19 protein-coding genes are annotated in these 18,393 nt (G+C 63.2%); 3 read left to right on the forward strand and 16 right to left on the reverse strand.

The window, feature by feature from the left end:
- Positions 1-206: 206 nt before the first annotated feature.
- Both QX071_RS22485 and QX071_RS22490 read right to left on the reverse strand, forming a co-directional pair.
- Positions 207-1,379: a phosphoserine transaminase gene (locus QX071_RS22485; protein WP_315704855.1), complete on the reverse strand. Its 1,173-nt coding sequence runs from the start codon at positions 1,377-1,379 to the stop codon at positions 207-209.
- Between the two features lie 134 nt (positions 1,380-1,513).
- A complete protein-coding gene (locus tag QX071_RS22490; RefSeq protein ID WP_315704856.1) occupies positions 1,514-1,804 on the reverse strand; it encodes a hypothetical protein in 291 nt (96 codons plus the stop codon).
- Positions 1,805-1,929: 125 nt separating this feature from the next.
- On the opposite strand from QX071_RS22490, the gene QX071_RS22495 reads away from it, so the two are divergent.
- Both QX071_RS22495 and QX071_RS22500 read left to right on the forward strand, forming a co-directional pair.
- Positions 1,930-2,913, forward strand: a complete 984-nt coding sequence (locus QX071_RS22495; RefSeq protein WP_315704857.1) for an aldo/keto reductase — start codon at positions 1,930-1,932, stop codon at positions 2,911-2,913.
- On the forward strand, positions 2,910-3,755 hold the full coding sequence (locus QX071_RS22500; protein ID WP_315704858.1) for an amidohydrolase family protein: 846 nt from the start codon (positions 2,910-2,912) through the stop codon (positions 3,753-3,755). Before QX071_RS22495 ends, QX071_RS22500 begins: the two co-directional genes overlap by 4 nt.
- Positions 3,756-3,763: 8 nt before the next feature.
- Here QX071_RS22500 and QX071_RS22505 read toward each other — a convergent pair whose 3' ends face one another.
- The 6 genes from QX071_RS22505 to QX071_RS22530 all read right to left on the reverse strand — a co-directional run bounded on the left by QX071_RS22505 (position 3,764) and on the right by QX071_RS22530 (position 8,912).
- A complete protein-coding gene (locus QX071_RS22505) occupies positions 3,764-4,231 on the reverse strand; it encodes a GNAT family N-acetyltransferase (protein ID WP_315704859.1) in 468 nt (155 codons plus the stop codon).
- A gap of 13 nt (positions 4,232-4,244) precedes the next feature.
- On the reverse strand, positions 4,245-4,835 hold the full coding sequence (locus QX071_RS22510) for a glutathione S-transferase family protein (RefSeq protein ID WP_315704860.1): 591 nt from the start codon (positions 4,833-4,835) through the stop codon (positions 4,245-4,247).
- Positions 4,836-4,919: 84 nt separating this feature from the next.
- Complete coding sequence (locus QX071_RS22515; protein WP_315704861.1) at positions 4,920-5,771, reverse strand: outer membrane protein; 852 nt, start codon at positions 5,769-5,771, stop codon at positions 4,920-4,922.
- Between the two features lie 187 nt (positions 5,772-5,958).
- Positions 5,959-6,798, reverse strand: a complete 840-nt coding sequence (locus QX071_RS22520; protein ID WP_315704862.1) for an outer membrane protein — start codon at positions 6,796-6,798, stop codon at positions 5,959-5,961.
- Between the two features lie 386 nt (positions 6,799-7,184).
- Entirely contained in the window at positions 7,185-8,537 is a 1,353-nt protein-coding gene (gene glmM / locus QX071_RS22525; RefSeq protein WP_315704863.1) for a phosphoglucosamine mutase, read from the reverse strand.
- A gap of 198 nt (positions 8,538-8,735) precedes the next feature.
- Positions 8,736-8,912, reverse strand: coding sequence for a hypothetical protein (locus QX071_RS22530; RefSeq protein WP_315704864.1), 177 nt, complete (start codon positions 8,910-8,912; stop codon positions 8,736-8,738).
- Between the two features lie 156 nt (positions 8,913-9,068).
- Between QX071_RS22530 and QX071_RS22535 the strand changes: the two genes are divergently transcribed.
- Complete coding sequence (locus tag QX071_RS22535) at positions 9,069-10,205, forward strand: alpha-hydroxy acid oxidase (protein ID WP_315704865.1); 1,137 nt, start codon at positions 9,069-9,071, stop codon at positions 10,203-10,205.
- Between the two features lie 297 nt (positions 10,206-10,502).
- Here QX071_RS22535 and QX071_RS22540 read toward each other — a convergent pair whose 3' ends face one another.
- The 8 genes from QX071_RS22540 to QX071_RS22575 all read right to left on the reverse strand — a co-directional run bounded on the left by QX071_RS22540 (position 10,503) and on the right by QX071_RS22575 (position 18,303).
- Positions 10,503-12,137: a sensor histidine kinase gene (locus QX071_RS22540; protein ID WP_315704866.1), complete on the reverse strand. Its 1,635-nt coding sequence runs from the start codon at positions 12,135-12,137 to the stop codon at positions 10,503-10,505.
- Positions 12,138-12,752: a response regulator transcription factor gene (locus QX071_RS22545; protein ID WP_315704867.1), complete on the reverse strand. Its 615-nt coding sequence runs from the start codon at positions 12,750-12,752 to the stop codon at positions 12,138-12,140.
- A 595-nt stretch (positions 12,753-13,347) separates the two neighbouring features.
- The gene (locus QX071_RS22550) at positions 13,348-13,947 is read right to left on the reverse strand and encodes a hypothetical protein (RefSeq protein WP_315704868.1); all 600 of its coding nucleotides are present in this window, start codon (positions 13,945-13,947) and stop codon (positions 13,348-13,350) included.
- Between the two features lie 131 nt (positions 13,948-14,078).
- Positions 14,079-14,657 (reverse strand): hypothetical protein, encoded by a 579-nt coding sequence (locus tag QX071_RS22555; protein WP_315704977.1) that lies wholly within the window; start codon positions 14,655-14,657, stop codon positions 14,079-14,081.
- Positions 14,658-14,805: 148 nt separating this feature from the next.
- The gene (locus tag QX071_RS22560; RefSeq protein ID WP_315704978.1) at positions 14,806-15,645 is read right to left on the reverse strand and encodes a shikimate dehydrogenase; all 840 of its coding nucleotides are present in this window, start codon (positions 15,643-15,645) and stop codon (positions 14,806-14,808) included.
- 55 nt (positions 15,646-15,700) lie between these two features.
- Positions 15,701-15,883: a hypothetical protein gene (locus QX071_RS22565; protein WP_315704869.1), complete on the reverse strand. Its 183-nt coding sequence runs from the start codon at positions 15,881-15,883 to the stop codon at positions 15,701-15,703.
- 2 nt (positions 15,884-15,885) lie between these two features.
- Positions 15,886-16,341, reverse strand: coding sequence for a YoaK family protein (locus tag QX071_RS22570; protein WP_315704870.1), 456 nt, complete (start codon positions 16,339-16,341; stop codon positions 15,886-15,888).
- Positions 16,342-16,542: 201 nt separating this feature from the next.
- The gene (locus tag QX071_RS22575) at positions 16,543-18,303 is read right to left on the reverse strand and encodes a SulP family inorganic anion transporter (protein ID WP_315704871.1); all 1,761 of its coding nucleotides are present in this window, start codon (positions 18,301-18,303) and stop codon (positions 16,543-16,545) included.
- Between the last annotated feature and the right edge of the window lie 90 nt (positions 18,304-18,393).

Raw genomic sequence — 18,393 nt, forward strand, 5'->3', positions numbered from 1 at the left:
ATTGGCATGGCAGTCCAAGCCCTCTCTCCTTGTGAGAGAGGGACAACGTCGGCGAAAGTCTTGTAGGGTGGGCAAAGCGAAGCGTGCCCACCATCTTCGCTGTTTATGAATCCGTCATCGCGAGGAGCTCTTGCGACGAAGCAATCCAGACTTTTTGCTTGTCCCTGGATTGCTTCGCTGCGCTCGCAATGACGAGAAGAGCGAGCTTAAGCCGCCTTGGGCAGCGCCGCCTTGGTTTCGGCAAAGGCCCAGTCGATCCACCGCGTCAGGATCTCGACGTCCTTCGCTTCCACCGTGGCGCCGCACCAGATGCGCAGGCCGGCCGGCGCGTCGCGGTAATGCGCGAAGTCGAAGCCGGCATTCTCCTTCTCGACCAGCGCCACCAGCTTCTTCGCAAACTCGGCCTGGGCATCGGCCGAGAGCGAGGTGACGGCGGGATCGATCACCTTCAGGCACACCGAGGTGTTGGAGCGGATCGCCGGATCCTTGGCGAGGAAATCGATCCAGGGAGTTCGCGCTTTCCAGTCCGCCAACGCCTTGGTGTTGGCGTCAGCGCGCGCAATCAGCGCCTTCAGGCCGCCGATCGACTTGCCCCAGTTCAGCGCGTCCAGATAGTCCTCGACGCAGAGCATCGACGGCGTGTTGATGGTCTCGCCCTCGAAGATGCCGGCATTGAGTTTGCCACCCTTGGTCAGACGGAAGATCTTCGGCAGCGGCCAGGCCGGCTTGTAGGTCTCGAGCCGCTCCACCGCGCGAGGGGACAGGATCAGCATGCCGTGCGCGGCCTCGCCGCCGAGCGCCTTCTGCCAGGAGAAGGTCACGACGTCGAGCTTCGGCCAGTCGAGCGCCTGCGCGAAGGCGGCGGAGGTCGCGTCGCAAATGGTAAGGCCCGCGCGGTCAGCGCTGATCCAGTCGGCGTTCGGGACGCGCACACCGGAGGTGGTGCCGTTCCAGGTGAAGACGATGTCGCTCGCCGGATCGACCTTGGAGAGATCCGGGATCTCGCCGTAAGCGGCGTGCAGCTTGGTGACGTCCTTGAGCTTCAGCTCCTTGACGATGTCGCTGACCCAACCTTCGCCGAACGATTCCCAGGCGATCGTAGTCACCGGACGCGCTCCGAGCAGCGACCACAACGCCATCTCGACTGCACCGGTGTCGGACGCCGGCACGATGCCGATCTTGTAGTCGGCCGGAACTTCCAGCACTTCGCGCGTCAACTCGATGGCCTGCTTGAGCTTGGCCTTGCCGATCTTGGCGCGATGGGAGCGTCCGAGCGCTGCGTCTTTGAGGTTTTCGGGGGTCCAGCCGGGGCGCTTGGCACAGGGGCCGGACGAAAAATGCGGCACGACAGGCCGCTGAGCGGGCTTCGCTGCAGTCATGATCTACCCTTCCAGATAGTAAGCCTCCCGTTGGGGGGAGGTGTCCCGCCGTCGTGATTAAGGGAAACGCGACGCAGCGTCAAGGAAGTTCGCGCGGCGCGGAGACAGCATCACGCAGTCGTGGTCGCTCACCTCTATTCGGGCGCGGCGCCAATCGGCGCCTGCCCCGCTGGCGGACGATGTAGGAACGTCATCGATGCATAGGCGCCGATCCACGACCCGATCGCGGCGAAGCCGACATAGACCCAGTTCTCCGTGTAGCTGATCACTGCGAAGGACGAGAGCACGTACCAGACCGAGCTCCAGGTCGCGGCGGAGCCGCGCTTACGCGCCACCACTGCCGTCGTGAACATCACGTAGACCGCGTCGGTGGCCGCGGTCGCGAGCACGACACCGAGGGCCGTAAGCGGATTGATTGCAGACATCGCACCTGCTCCCATCATTCTGTTGCCGTGCCGCACAAACCGACTTCATTGTCTCGCTAATGACAATCATGCAGAATGCGACACGCGGCCAATGCGCAGCACGCGCCAACAACAAGGATACAGCGATGGAACGCGTCCGTCTCGGGAGGAGCGATCTCGAACTGACCAAGCTCGGTCTTGGCACCGCCCCGCTCGGCGGCCTCTTTGCGCCGGTGAGCGAGGAAGATGCCGAAGCGACCATCGCCCGCGCGTGGTCCCTCGGTGTGCGCTATTTCGACACCGCGCCACTCTACGGCTTCGGACTTGCCGAGCAGCGGCTCGGCCGATTTCTGCGCGCGCAGCCCCGCGACACTTACGTGATCTCGACCAAGGTCGGGCGTCTCCTCCGTGCCGGCGCCGCGGCGGCAGAGGACGATCACTACAAGGGCACACCGCGCCTGCGGCCGCAATTCGATTTCAGCTATGACGGCGTGATGCGCTCCGTCGAGGAGAGCCTCGCGCGTCTCGGCCTCGACCGCATCGACATTCTGCTGGTGCACGACCCGGACGATCACTTTGGCGATGCCGTTAACGGCGCGTTCCGCGCGCTGCAGCGGCTGCGCGAGGACGGCTCGGTGGGCGCGATCGGCGCGGGCATGAACCAATCTGAGATGCTGGCACGCTTTGCGGAGAGCGTGCCTGTCGACTGCTTCCTGCTGGCCGGCCGCTACACCTTGCTCGACCAAGGCGCGCTGACAGCCCTGCTTCCGATCTGCCTCGCCCAGAACATCGGCATTGTTCTCGGCGGCATCTACAATAGCGGCATCCTCGCCGATCCCCATGGCGCGGCGAAGTTCAACTACGAGGATGCCGATGCCGCGCTGGTGGCGCGGGCACAAGAACTCGATGCGCTCTGCAAGCAGCATGGCACCGAACTCAAGGCCGCTTCCATCCAATTCTGCGTCGCGCATCCGGCGGTGACGGTGGCACTGCAGGGCGCCCGCTCAGCCGATGAAGCCGCCGAGAACGTCGCGATGGCGAACGCTCCGGTGCCGGCGTCTTTCTGGCAGGAGCTCCGCGCTCGCAATCTTGTCGACCCGCGAGCCCCACTGCCGGGAGATATGCGATGACGATCGATGCCCATCAGCATTTCTGGGATCCTGGAAGGGCCGACTATCCCTGGATGCAGGGAGACGCGATGGCGCCGATCCGCCGCCCTTTTGGGCCGACCGATCTGGCGCCACTGCTCGATGCTGACGGCATCGATGCCAGCATTCTCGTGCAGACCCGATCATCGGTTGCCGAAACCGAGGAATTTCTTGGCATCGCAGACGTCACGCCGTTCGTCGCCGGAGTGGTCGGCTGGGTCGATCTGACCAATCCTGCCGTGGGTGCCACGATCGATCGGCTGCGGACACTTCGCGGCGGCCGCAAGCTGATCGGCATTCGTCACCAGGTGCACGACGAACCGGATGCGAACTGGCTCTGCCGTGCCGATGTCCAGCGTGGCATCGAAGCTGTGATCAGGCGCGATCTGGCTTATGATTTTCTGGTCCGTACCCGCGAGCTGCCGGCCGCGACCGCGACGGCGCGCGCCTTTCCGCAAGGCCGCTTCGTGCTCGACCACTGCGCCAAGCCGCCGATTGCGGCCGGCTTCGATCAGATTTGGGCGGGCCGGTTCGCCGAACTCGCCGCGTGCACGAACGTCTGGTGCAAGGTCTCGGGACTTGCGACGGAAGCCATGTGGGACGATTGGGACGCCGAACGGCTGTCCTCGTATGTCGCGCACGCCGCGCGCTGTTTCGGCGAGGATCGCCTGATCTTCGGCTCGGACTGGCCGGTGTGCCTGCTTGCCGGCGACTATGGCACGATCAAGCGTGCGCTGGAGCGCTGCCTGGCGAGGCTCGGCCCTTCGTTCCGAGACAAGGCGTTCGGCTCAAATGCAAAGGCTGCCTACCGCCTTTCCTTGTAGCTCTGTCGTCAGAACCGGATCGTCATGCCGACATGGCTGCGCTCGAAGCCGAGCCGCTCATAGAAGCGCTGCGCATCGACGCGGCTGTTGTGGGTCAACAACTCGATCAGCTTACAGCGCTTCTCGCGCGCCTGCGCGATCGCCCAGCGCAACAGCAGCTCACCGATGCCACGGCTGCGCCGGTCGGACGCCACCCGGACGTCTTCCACCAGCGCGCGCGAGGCGCCCTGCGAACTCAAGCCCGGCAGAATGCAGAGCTGCAGACAGCCGACCACCCTCCCCGCGTGCTCAGCCACCACGAGCGTGAGATTCGGATCAGCTACGATGGCCTCGAACGCCGCGAAATACGAGGCGGGCAGCGGATCCTCGATCCGCTCGCGCGCGCGGCCAAGATGATCGTCCGCGAGCATCGCGACGATCGCCGCGACATCCTCGCGCCGCGCGGCACGGATGGTGATTGCAGTCGTTTCGGTCATGATTGTCCTGCTCTCAGGCCGCAGGCTGCAGACCGAGTTCGGCTTCCGCGACGGCAATCCAGCGCCTCAGCGCCGGATAGCGCGACAGATCGAAGCCGCCCTCATGCGCCATGCGCGTATAGGCGAGCAGTGCGATATCGGCAAGCGAGAGCGTATCGTCCACCAGGAAGCTCGTGGCGTTCAGCTGACGCTCCATGTGGTCCAACGCCCGATAGCCGCGCGTGAACAGATTGCGGTCGAGCGCATCGACCGGCCTGCCGAGATAGGCGACCTGAAACCGCGCCACCGCGATATATGGCTCGTGACTGTACTGCTCCCAGAACAGCCAGGAATCCATCTGCGCAGCCGAGAAGGGATCGGCCGGAATGAGCACGCTGTCGCGCGCCAGATAGCGGATGATGGCGTTGGACTGAGTCAAGATCCGCGCGTCGGCGAGAACGACGGTCGGCACCTGCCCCCAGGGATTGAGCGCGAGAAAGCCGGAGGTGCGGGTCTCGCCCTTGACGACGTCGATGTCGATCCAGTCATAGGGCAATGCGAGCAGGTCGCACACCCATTTCACCTTGAGACAATTGCCGGATATGCGATCGCCGTAGATTTTCATGTCGCTGCCTCGTGATAGTCGCAGAGCAGCAGGTGTCTGTGGCGGTGTCAACCGCCACGAGCGATCGGCAGATCTTTGAAAGTCTCAGAACTTGTAGCCGAGACCGGCGCGAACGGTATTGATGTTCGTGTCGACTGTGGTCGTGAAGCGAACGTATTCGTACTCGAAGCGGGCAAAGAGTCCCGCGATCAGATTGACGTCGACACCGAGGCCGGCGGAATAGCCGTAGATCAGACGATTGTGCTGCCCTTCAGACGCGCTCAGCGTCGCGCAGAACGGGGGCGTTGCGCTGTTGCAGGGGGAGACCGCAACCGCGTAAGTCGTCGCATAATTGTCGTCGACGGATACGCCCCGGGTGATATCGGCCTTTCCCAGTGCCAACCCGAAGAATGCGTAAGGCAGGAAACTGCCCATCGCGTAGCCGGCCCGGCCGCGAATGGTGGCCATGTCGGAGATCGATATGGACGACGTAGCCGTCGACGTGACGGCGTGATAGAAGCCGTTGACCGGGGAATTGAATGCACGCGACATGCTGGCGGACGAGGTGCCTCCGAAGGAGCCGTGCATATAGCTCATCTCAACGCCCAGCACGACGTCGTCCCACTGCGAATTATATCCTGCGAAGGCGCCATAGGCGCTGGTTTGCGCGGTCGTCTTGCCGAAGGGAAGCGGCCACTGTGACACACCATAACTGCTCTCGATGGTAGTGTTGGCGAGCAACGCGGCCGTCATCGTCTGATTGCTGCCGCTGAACTTCTCATCCGACGAGCCGTAGCCGCCCTGTCCACCGATGTAGAAGCCCTCCCAGTTGACCTGAGAGGTGGTGAGGCCGTCGGTGAAGCTGCCCCGCAGAACGGGAAGATCCGGCAGGTCGGCGGCGTGAGCAGCAGCAGAAACGAAACCGCAGATCACACCCGCCAGCACAACGCGACGCATCGCAACGCTCCAAATCGGACAACTGAACTCTGACCGAGATCATCGCGCGTTAACCTTAATCATTCGTGTCTAAAATTGCCGAGCTGCAATTCTTTCATCCCCTGGTCGAGCGGACATGGAGCGCAAACAAAGCAAAACGGCGCGGGAAAGCCCGCGCCGTCGGCAAGTCGTCAGTTCAGGTGTCCGCTCAGCCCTTGCGGATCAGCGGCATCATCGGAGGCGGCGGCGGACTGTCGAAATTCCAGCGCACGCCGAGCTTCAGATCGTGCGAGGTGATGTCCTTGAACTTGAAGTAGTTGCCGGTGGTGGTGCCGTCATAGGCCGACAGCACGCCGGTCCGTCCTTCGCCCATGTTGACGTAACTGTAGGCGAGTTCGAGCACGAGGTTGGGATCGACCTGATAGGCGAGACCCGCATGGGCCGCCCAGGCGAAATTCCATCTCGAGGCGCTCGGCGCGCTGGCGAAGCTCGGAGCGCCCGTGAAGCTGTTGATGCCGGTGTCGGTGAAGTTCGAGATGGTCACGCGCGCGCCGCCGACGCCCGCACCGATGAACGGGGTGATGCACCACCAGGTGCCGAGATCGACATAGGCGTTGGCCAGAACCAGCCATTCGGACTTGCTGGCGCTGTAGTTGTCGATGCCGGAATACGGGATGCCGAAGGCAGTTGCGGTGAAGCGGTCCGTCCCCTTGAAGTTCGAATTGCCGCGATATTGCCCGGTGATGTCGCCGCGGAACCAGTTGTTGAAGCGGTACCCGACGCCGACCCCGTAGATGCCGGCGGTATCGAACGCCGAGGTCTGGTTGAATGACGTCATCGGCGTATAGGCCGACTCGCGGGTGTAATGAACGTCACTGGTCCTTTGGTTGCTGAAACCGATCTCACCGCGCAAATACCAACCGCCGAAATCCGCGGCCGGCGGCGGCGCGTACATGGGCGGAGGCGCGATCGGCATATCGGCCGCAAAGGCCAGTGTAGAAAACAGCGAGGCCGCTCCGGCGGCGATCAAAGACATAACGCTACGCATTGCTTCGTCCCTTTAGCGCGGTGGGGGCGAAATTCGAGGCCCACATCAAAACTGACGGCTACACGATGACGTCAAATGCTTAAGCGCCACTTAACCCTAATAATTAAGGTTGATAATTGCTTGATCGCGCGCAGCCGCATGGACACAGCACAAATACACGCATTGCGTGCCCATCAAATAACTAACAACTTACAGCAATCGATCTATGAAAGAACGGACGCAGATCTCGCCGGGCGCCGAAACCGGACTACGGCCGAACTAACAACTCGCTCGCATCGCCCCCTCATCGCAGGCCGATCAGGTACGAGCGGCAAAGACGACGACGCCGACCGTCAATTCAATGACGGCCGGCGCAGTTCGTCGCAAAGCTCGAATGGGCTAACAGCTCACGCCGCGGCAGCAGCGGCCTGACCGAGCGCATCGACGATGTTGTCGACGACCTCCTCGACCAGGATGCGGTCATCGCCCTCGCCCATCACGCGGATCACGGGCTCGGTGCCGGAGGAACGCACCAGCAGCCGGCCATGGCCGTTCAGGCGCTTCTGGCCGGTGTCGATCGCTGCCTTGACATCGGCATCGTCGAGCGGCTTGCCGCTGCGATAGCGTACGTTCTTGAGGATCTGCGGCAGTGGATCGAAGCGATGGCAGACTTCGGAGACCGGACGCCGCAGCTTCTGCACCGTCGCCAGCACTTGCAGCGCGGCGACGAAGCCGTCGCCGGTGGTCGCGTAATCGGACAGGATGATATGGCCGGACTGCTCGCCGCCGAGGTTGTAGCCGTCGGCCAGCATGCGTTCGAGCACATAGCGGTCGCCGACCGGCGTACGCACCAGCTCCAGGCCCTGCCCCTGCAGGAAGCGCTCCAGACCGAGATTGGACATCACGGTCGCAACGATGCCGGGCCGCGCCAATCGTCCGTCTTCCTTCCAGCTCTGCGCGATCACCGCGAGCAATTGATCGCCATCGACGATGTGGCCGCGCTCGTCGACCAGGATGACGCGGTCGGCATCGCCGTCCAGCGCGATGCCGATATCGGCGCGCATCTCCCGCACCTTGCGGCACAGCGCCTCCGGCGAGGTCGAGCCGCACTCCTTGTTGATGTTGAAACCGTCCGGCTCGACGCCGATCGCGATCACGTCGGCGCCCAATTCCCACAGCGCTTCCGGCACCACCTTGTAGGCGGCACCGTTGGCGCAATCGACCACGACGCGCAGGCCGTCCAGCGAGAGATCGCGCGGCAGCGTCCGCTTGGCGAATTCGATGTAGCGGTCATGCACGCCGTCGATGCGGCGCGCGCGACCGAGGCTAGCGCTCTGCGCGAGCTTCTTCTCGAGCGGCTCGTTGAGCAACTGCTCGATCTGCTTCTCGACCTCGTCGGAGAGCTTGAAACCCTGCGGGCCGAACAGCTTGATGCCGTTGTCCTCGAACAGGTTGTGCGAGGCCGAGATCATGACGCCGAGATCGGCGCGCATCGACTTGGTCAGCATCGCGACCGCCGGGGTCGGCATCGGGCCGACCAGCATCACATCCATGCCGACCGAGGTGAAGCCCGCCACCATGGCGTATTCGATCATGTAGCCCGAGAGGCGGGTATCCTTGCCGATCACGACGCGATGGCGATACTCGCCGCGTTGAAACAGTAGACCCGCGGCCTGCCCGACTTTGAGCGCGAGTTCCGGCGTGATCAGGCCATTGGCGCGGCCACGAATCCCGTCGGTCCCAAAATAGTTACGGCTCATAAAACCCCCAGCAACAGCCCCTGGATTCCGTGCCGGGCGACGAATCAACGGATCCGTTCCAATTCACCGGCCAGCTGCGGGGTTATAATCGCGTTACTGCGAAGATGGCTTCAAAAAAAATGATGAATCGTTACCGCGAGACTTCGAAGCCACACCTAACCCGTTGTTAACATTAATATTTGCCAGATCAAGCCCGTACTACTCGCGGCGTTCTCCGCTACCTTTGTCCCGGGATGGGGCCGGCTGCGTCGCACTCACGGGATCGGAGGCCGGGAAGGTCTCCTCCAGCCCCTCCTCCAGCTCCGCTTCGAGCCGCGCCTTTTCCGTGTCCTTTTTCTTGTCCGTGGCGTCCCGGTCTTTTGGTTTCGCGCTCATGGCTGGGAGCCCTTTCATCTCGCCCCGTCTTCTGTCTCGCCCTACCTTGACTCCCCGGCATTGCGTCCTGTTCCAAGTTCGATTTGGCAGCCGCCGCAAAGATGCTAGATGACACCCCGCGCATCAAAAGCAAGACGGGGCCGGGAGCCAACAGCGATGAAGCATATCACCTGCATCGAGGATCTGCGCGAGCTGCACAAGCGGCGCGTGCCGAAGGCCTTCTTCGACTATGCCGATCGCGGCTCCTATGCCGAGGAGACCCTGCGCGCCAATCGCGACGACCTGCAGAAGATCAAATTCCGGCAGCGCATCCTGGTCGACGTCTCCAAGCGCGATCTGTCGACCACGATCCTGGGCGAGCCGTCGGCGCTGCCGATCGTCCTCGCCCCTGTCGGCCTGCTGGGCATGCAGCATGGCGACGGCGAGATTCACGCCTGCCGCGCCGCGCAGGCGGCCGGCATCCCGTTTACGCAGAGCACGATGTCGATCTGCTCGATCGAGGACATCGCCGGCAGCGTGGAGAAGCCGTTCTGGTTCCAGCTCTACGTGATGAGAGACCGCGGCTTCATCAAGGCGCTGATCGAGCGCGCGATCGCCGCGAAGTGCAGCGCGCTGTGCCTGACCGTCGATCTGCAGGTGATCGGCCAGCGCCACCAGGACATCAAGAACGGCATGAGCGTGCCGCCGGAATGGTCGTTGTCCAAGTTGTTCGACTTTGCGACCAAGCCGGCCTGGGTCAAGGGCGTGCTGCAAGGCAAGCGCCGCACCTTCGGCAACATCGCCGGCCACGTCAAGAACACGGAAGATCTCACCAAGCTGTCGGCCTGGACGGCATCGCAATTCGACACCAGCCTGAACTGGAAGGACATCGACTGGATCCGCTCGATCTGGCCGGGCAAACTGATCTTGAAGGGCATTCACGACGTGGAGGACGCCAAGCTTGCGACAGAGACCGGTGCGCAGGCGCTGGTGGTCTCGAACCATGGCGGCCGTCAGCTCGATGGCGCGCCGTCGTCGATCCATGTGCTGCCCGGCATCGTCGACGCGGTCGGTGACAAGATCGAGATCATGTTCGATGGCGGCATCCGTTCCGGTCAGGACGTGATGCGCGCGCTCGCACTCGGCGCGAAATCCTGCATGATCGGCCGCGCCTATGCCTACGGCCTCGGCGCCGGCGGCCAGATGGGCGTGGCGAAGGCCATCGACATCATCAGGAACGAGCTCAACACCACCATGGGGCTCTGCGGCGTCAACACCATCGCCGAGATCGACCGAAAGGTGCTGGCGAATTAGGGCGCGGACGCAACTGACGCGAGGCCGCAGCCTGATTGTGGCTACAAAGTCGCTCCCGCCGACCATATGAGACGACAGCAAATTGAGGCCGCCGAACCGAAATTCGGCGGCCTCCTTTATGTCGACGCGGTAGCGGAGCACGAGGCTCAGATCCCGGTCTACAATCACTTCAAGTATGCAGGAGACTTAGCGGGTCGGGCACCGTTCCGTAGCTCGGTAGATTGCGAGGTGGTAGATCTACGGGTCCAGCGCCGCTCCGAGGCGCATTGAACCATGAGAGCGGCGCCGAGCCGGTCGTCAATTCGCAGCCGCGTTGGGGCACAGCTCGACGGGCAGATTGATTTCAAACTGCGCGCCGCCGCCTTCTGCAGACGACGCCAAGAGTTGCCCGCCGTGGCGCTCCACGATCAATCGACAGATGGCCAGTCCCAACCCCATTCCCTGAGATTTCGTGGTCACGAAAGCATCGAAGATGGTGTCGAGCTTCTCCGGATCGATGCCGGGTCCGGTGTCCGTGACCTTGATGCCGATCCCATCGTTCAGCCGCCGCTCGGTCGTCAATCTCAGGACCCGGAGTTTACCTTCGCTTGCATCCATGGCCTCGATGGCGTTGCGAATCAGGTTGAGGAGGACGTCCTGCAATTGACCCCGATGCCCCCAAACGAGCGGCAGCCCCGGCTGAAGTTCCGTTTGCACTTCAATGTCGTGTTCTGCGAACTCGAAATGCAAACTCTCCACAATGCTTGAGATCATTGCGTTCACATCGATCGCCATCCGCCGGCGATTGGACTTCCGGAACAGGTCGCGAATGTTATCGAATATCTCGCTCGCTCGGCGTCCTTCGGTGACGATCTTGTTGAGGGCCGACCGCGCCTTCCCGACATCAGGCGGGGTATGGCCCAAGAATCGCAAAGCGGTGCTTCCCCTCATCACGATGGCGGCAAGGGGCTGCTTGACCTCGTGCGAGATCGACGCAACCGCCGCCTCCAAGTTCATCAACTTGTTGTCGCGCTCGCGTCGCAACATCGCATTCGCACCAGCAAGGCGCGTGTACAGTCCGGTCGTCTCTGCAAGCAGGATGACGAGCACAATCGTCGAGGTGGCGATTGAAAGCATGCGGCTGACGTAAAATCCAAGACTAAAGCGAACCACAGTAAGAGCCAGTTCGCCGATCATCGCGCAAACCACCACCATCAACCCGAGATCGAGAATAGATCGACGATATACCCACAACAATCCGAGCGAGAGCGCACAAAACAGCAAGTCGACCAACGGGGCGAACGTACCCAGCATCGTGAGATCCGTTGCGCTTGTGAAAAGGCGCGGCAAATACGGATCTGCCGCAATTGCGATTCCTGTCAATGCCAATACGATTGCAACCGTGATCGCCACGCATCGGCCGATAGCAGACCGGATCGGGCCCCGAATTCCGGACGGGTCGCGTTTCAGCAAGACATAGGCAGAGAGAGCCGCCGGGAAGCCAAAATGCCAGAAAATATAGAGCCACGCGGTAGTCTGGATACCAGCGCCGAGGAAGCCTGCCGGAGCAAAGGCGCCCGGAAAAGTCAGCGCATGGGGAATGACAATGAGCGCCGTGAAAAGATAGCCGCCCGCAAGTACCAGCAATGCGCGTGACCGGGAGATCGAGAACTGGGCGAACAACAGAATGGCCGTGATCAGATCGGTGACGAGAATCGTGGCGTTCAGGAACGGTATGAACGCGGCGAAGATCGGCAGCGTGATCGACGCGAAGGGAGCAACAATCGCAACGGTGAAAAATAGAAGCACGACGGCTCTGCGCGCGATACGATTTTGCGTGGCTGTCGGCTGAAGATTGATGAGTCCGATCTCGCTGTCGAGCCCCTCGTAGGCTGACAGCTGGTCAACTGTGTCCCCGTCGCGCGCACCTTGAGAGGCTGCCTGGTCGCTCATTTACGATGGCGAGAGTTGGCTTGAGAGCCACAGACGGACGAGATCCGGCAGCCCTTTCGCCGCCAGCTTTTCAACGATATGCGCCCGATGGAATTCCACGGTACGCGGGCTGATGCCGAGTTCGACGGCGATCTCCTTGTTGGCTTTTCCGGTCACCAGACGCTTGAAAACCTCGTCTTCCCGCGGCGTCAACTTTTGGAGGCAGCGGCGCGCCGTTTCGGCGTCGATTGTCCCGATATAGCTCTGCTGGGGACGCAGGGCCAGATCGATAGCGGCCAGCAGCGCATCGGCTTCAAACGGCTTTTCCAGAAAATCCACTGCGCCCAATTTCATTGCCGCCACGGCCATGGAAACGTCGCCATGGCCCGTGATCAGCATGAACGGCAACATCGCGCCGGCAGCCCGAAGCCGGCGCAGGAGTGTGAGACCATCCACGCCCGGCATGCGGACGTCGCTCACGATGCAACCGGGCTCCAGCCCCGCGCCTCGCGCCAGCAATTCCTCAGCCCGTTTGTAGGTGCGGACCGTGTAGCCGGCGTCTTCGAGCAGATCGAGCAGAGACTCGCGCATCGCTCGATCATCTTCGACGACATGGATCACGGATTTACCAGGCACAGCGCTTTCCCCAGCGACAGCCAGCAAACCTGATAGCAGGCCCGCTATCCGTCGAGTTGATCAGGATCAACTCTCGGTTTCCAAGCGGCGCCGTGAACGTACCCAGGCTGACCGGATCTTGGCGCTGGAGGCGCTTTCCCCGTAAGTCTACTACCTCGCGTAATCCCGAGTTACCCGCTCATGTGTCCTCCGATAGACCGTTTGCCAATGGTTGAGTGACCAGATCGCAGGGAATGAAAATGGACCCGGCCTAGATCTTGATCGCTGCATTCGGTCGGTGTGATGACCCGAACCATCCCCAAGGTTGTCCCCTCATCACATGCGCACCGAAAAGGCCGTCGAACGATAAGTTCGACGGCCTTTTTTTTGTTTGGTGAGTGAGCCGGCGCGCCAACTATTTCCGAGAATGGCGGCTTTGCGGAGCAGCGCCCATGTCGCCTGCCACCCGCAATCAGTCTCGGGCCGATCGAGTCCCGGCGAGACGTGCCGGCGTGGTCGAACGTTCGGGTTTGTGCCGCCAAAAAGCTGGTTGGAAACAGACGCCGCAGCCGGCTTCGCAAGCACTCGCTCCCATAAGGAGAGAGGGCAGGAGCAGTCACATGGGCGGCGTGATGCCGTCGCGGCCGACGTTGACGCGGTTGGCTTCCAGCATGTCGTCCTTCTTGGTCGCTCCGAAAATGATGATCTGCGCCCCCACCTTCACTTCGGACTTATCGCTGGCGACGAAGGTCACGATCGGCGTGCCCGGCGGCACCACGACCTTCTTCTCCCCATCCTTGTACTTGACCAGGATGTTCTGGCCGTCGGTACCCTTCACCGTCTGTGCCACGGTCGCGTTGGTCATGGTCGAGTTCGGCTGGCGGTCCCAGGGACGGAAGCCTTCTGCCGCGCCGCGCTGATTCTCCGGGAAGATGTGAACAGCGATCGCCTTCTGGGTGCCATCGGGCTGAGGCATGCCGGTGACGCCGATATAGGAGCCATCATTGATCTCGGCCAAGGAGGTCTTGACAACCGCGAACACCGCAACGTCATCGGTCATGCGGACCTTCACCTCGTTGCCATCTCGCGTCTTGATGGCGAGCACGGGACCGTCGATCGCCTCGATCTGCCCCCGAATGCGGACTGTGGACGGCTGCTGAGCGAGAGCAAGCGTGGAGACCAGACCGAGCGCAAGCGCCGCAAGGCCCGACTTCAAAAGAGAACATTTTCGACATAACCTCTCCGGATGCTGGAACAATCCACAACCTGCGACCCGACCACAACGGAGCTATTCAGGTGACAGCGCGCAGCTGGATATGAGGGTATTACGCAACGAAGCGGCGGCTGTTACATCGGCGGCGTTATTCCATCGCGGCCGACGCTGACACGGCTGGTCTCGAACGAGCCGTCGGGCAGCTGTTTCATGAAGGCGATCACCTTGGCGCCCGGCTTGAGCTCGGACTTGTCGCCGGGCAAGAAGGTGACGACGGGCGTCTCCGGTGTCACGTCGACCTTCTTCTCGCCGCCCTTGTATTTGACCAGCAGCGTGTGACCGTCATTGGAGACGACGCTCTCCGAGACCGTGGCGTTGGTCATGCTGGAGTTCGGCTTCAGGTCCCACGGCCGCGAGCCCTCGCCCGTGCCGCGCATATTCTCCGGAAAGATGTGCACCTCGACCGCCTTCGGCGCGCCGTCCGGACCCGGCAGCGTGGTGACGCCGATGAAGGAGCCGACCTTCACATCCGCGAGCTGCGCCTTGACGACGCCGACCACGCGGAGATCGCCGGTCATGTGCAGCCGGACGTCCTCGCCTGTGCGCGACTTCACCGTGATCACATCGCCATCGGTGGTCTCGACCGTGCCACGCACGCGCGTCGGCACCGGCGCCTGCTGGGCGAGCGCGAAAAGGGATGTCGATGCAAGCATGACGACTGTAACAAACGGGCGGACCAGAACGACACGAACAGGCATGATGAGCTCCGAGGCTTGCCGCGGATGAATTCCCATCCGCGGCCCACACGACGCGTGCGGGGGACGAAGATAGATACGCTCCACCTTCGCGCTTATTCCGCGCTCAAGCCCTTGTGAGATCGGCTTCGACCAGCGCGCGGAGTTCCGCCGTCACTTGCGGCCGCTCCCCGAACCACAGCTCGAAACCGCGGACAGCCTGGTGCAGCAGCATGCCGAGCCCATCGGCGGTCCGCAGTCCCCTCGCCCGCGCGGCTGCCAGCAATTGCGTTTCGAGCGGCACATAGACGAGATCAGCGACCACGCAGCTTTCCGGCAATGCGCCGATGTCGAGCTCGAGCGGCGGCTGGCCGTGCATGCCGAGGGAGGTGGTGTTGACGAACAGGCCGGCGCGCGGCAGCAGCGCACCGATGCCGTCCCAGCGCGTTGGCAGCACGCACGCGCCGAACTGATCGGCGAGGCCTTGGGCCCGCGCCAGCGTGCGGTTGACGACATGAACGCGGCCGATGCCGCGCTCGAGCAGCCCGAACACGACGGCGCGCGCCGCGCCGCCGGAACCCAGCACGAGCGCCTCGTCGGTACGGTCCCAGCCAGGCGCCGAAGCATCGAGATTTTCGATGAAGCCCTCGACGTCGGTGTTGGTCGATCGCAGTACCCCGTCATCGTACCACAGCGTGTTCGCGGCGCCGACCGCGTGGGCGCGGGCATCTGGCTGCGTCAATGTGAGCACGCGCTCCTTGTGCGGAATCGTGACATTGGCGCCGATGAAGCCGTGCTTGGAGAGATGGGTGACGAAGTCGGCCAGTTCCTCCGGCGGCACGGCTTCGATCGAATAGCCGCCGGCGATCCCAAGCTTGTGGAGCCAGTGATGATGGATCAGGGGCGAGCGCGAATGCGCGGCGGGCCAGCCGATCAAACAGGCAGCGCGGGCTTTGGGAGCGGTCATGGCGGTGACATTGGCCAAGCGCGCGGTGCTGTCAATGCTTGCGGTCAAGGCCTGGTCAATGCTTGGGCTCGACGGCTGCGGCGGCGTACAGGGCTAGCAGCAGCGCAAAGGCCGCCGCGATCCAGACCGCCATCAGATTGAGCTGCGGATAAGCCCAGGCATCAGCGGCCGAGCCCGCCACCAGCGCGGCCCAGAGCAGGACGTTCGGCACCCAGCCAAACCGGGGTCCGCCGGTCAAGGCTACCGCGAGTTGCTGGCCACTTTGACCAGCGCGCCGCTCACATAGGTCAGGCCGAGCCCGCCGGCCCCGCCGATCTGACAGGCTGCATTCTCCAGGCCCATGGCCACCACGATGCCGGCCACCGCGCTCTGGGGCAGGCCCTTCAGATGACAAAGCGTCGCCGCGACCAGCAGGCCACCCTCGACCACCAACAGCAGAGACTGCGCATAGGCGCTGCGCAAGCGCATGATCAGGCTTCCCAGCGCCGCGCCCGCCACGAACAGGCCGATCAGGCCGGCCGCATAGGCCGCCTCCCACCACTGCGCTTCAGCGAGGCTGACGCTCATGCGGGTCGCGTTGCCGCTCATGAAGGAGACGAACAGGCCGCCCAGATGCAAAAAACCGATGCCGTCGACGAAGCCGGCGAGCGCGCTCAAGGCGAGGGCAAGGATCAGGTTCCGGAGATCGTCGAGCATGAAAAGCAGCCGATGCCAGCGCTGTTTTCAAAGCGAACGTATTGGTGAGCTGGCGCCCATCGCAGATGCGTTCCCCCTCGCCCACCGGGGAGAGGGTGAACGGAGCCGGGCCAGCATTGACCGGCCGGACATCGGGCTTCTAAAGCCGCTCCGCCGGCTCGGTTCCTATCGATCAGGAGAAAGCCGTCGGCGGAATGAGCATCAGCTCGCGGCCAGCGCCTCGGCCGCGATATCCGGCGGTGCTTCGCCGCCTTTGATGTCGCTCACCGCCCGCTCGATGGTCTCGCGATAGCGCACCAACGGCGGGCGCACGCCATGGGTCAGGAGAGCACGGCGGACAGTGGGAGAGGCGCCGGTGATGAAGAGCCTGATGCCCTGGCGCTTGGCTTTCGCGGCCACCCGGCTCATGGCGTTGGCGGCGGTCGAATCCAGGAACGGCACGGCGGAAAAATCGACCACGAAAGCCTTGCGGCGATCGGCGATCGAATCGAGCACGGTGCCCACGGTCGAGGCGGCGCCGAAGAAGAAGGCGCCGGTGATGCGGTAGATCAGCACGTCCTTGTCGGAACCGAGCTTCGGATCATAGGGCACCCGCGCGTCGTCGAAGTCCGGCCGGTCTTCCGTCGCCAGCGGCGTACCAGCCTCCACACCCGTCATCTGCGCCATGCGGTGGATGAAGAGGACGGCGCCGAGCGCGAAGCCGACCAGGATGCCTTCGGTGAGATCGCGGAAAATCGTGAGCAGGAAAGTCGAAAGCAGCACGGTGGCATCGCCCCAGGAGGAGCGGATCAGGGTCATGAATTCGTGCTTCTCGGCCATGTTCCAAGCCACCACCACGAGCACGGCGGCGAGCGCGGACAGCGGGATGTAGCTCGCCAGCGGTGCCGCGATCAGCATGAACAGCATCAGAAATACCGAGTGCAACATGCCGGAGACAGGGCCGCGCGCGCCGGCCCGCACATTGGTCGCAGTACGGGCGATAGTCCCGGTGACGCAGATGCCGCCGAACAACGCCGAACCGACATTCGCAAAGCCCTGCGCCACCAGTTCGCAATTGGAGCGGTGCCGGCGGCCGGTCATGCCGTCGGCAACGACGGCCGACAGCAGCGACTCGATCGCACCCAGCAGCGCAAAAGCGATGGCATCCGGGAACACAGCCACCGCCTTGGCGAGCGAGAAGGCCGGCAGGGCCGGCAGCGGCAGCTCGCGCGGGATGCCGCCGAAGCGGGTACCGATGGTTTCGACCGGAAGGTTGAAGGCCCAGGTGAAGACAGCGGCAACGGCGACAGCAATCAGAATCCCGGGCCAGGTCGGGCGCAGCCGCTTCAACCCGACGATGATCAAAATCGCGGCCGCGGCGAGCAGGAGTGCAGGGATGTTGGTCGTCGGCGCGCCATGGGCCAGCGCAACCAGCTTCGGAAGCAATTCGCCGGGCTCCTTTTCCGTCAGCGTGATGCCGAACAGATCCTTGAGCTGGCTTGCGAAGATGATCACGGCGATGCCTGCCGTGAAGCCGACCGTCACCGGATAGGGGATGAACTTGATGTAGGTGCCAAGCCGCAAGTAGCCCGCGATCACCAGGATCACACCGGACATCATGGTCGCCAGGATCACGCCGTCGAGGCCCTGGACATCGACGGTATGGGCGACCAGCACGATGAAAGCGCCGGCCGGGCCACCGATCTGGAAACGGCTGCCACCGAGCAGCGACACCAGGAAGCCGCCGATCACGGCGGTATAGAGCCCTCGTCCCGGCGAGACGCCGGAGGCGATCGCGATCGCCATGGAGAGCGGAAGCGCCACGATCGCAACGGTAAGACCGGAGAGTGCATCCGCCCGGAGGTCGGAGAGGCCATAGCCTTCGCGCAGCACAGTCAGCAGCTTGGGCGAAAACAGCTCGGCGAAAGTCGGCTGATGCTCCGCGCCCCGGCTCCGCGTCACGCGCTCACTGGCAATGCTCATTTACAATGCTCCCGTCGTATCATCGGCCGGCTCCCGCCACGCAACGATGTCTCAAGCACGACGAAACGCGCCGGCTCCGCCGTGCGGCGC

The organism is Bradyrhizobium sp. SZCCHNS1022 (assembly GCF_032484835.1).
GTDB lineage: Bacteria > Pseudomonadota > Alphaproteobacteria > Rhizobiales > Xanthobacteraceae > Bradyrhizobium.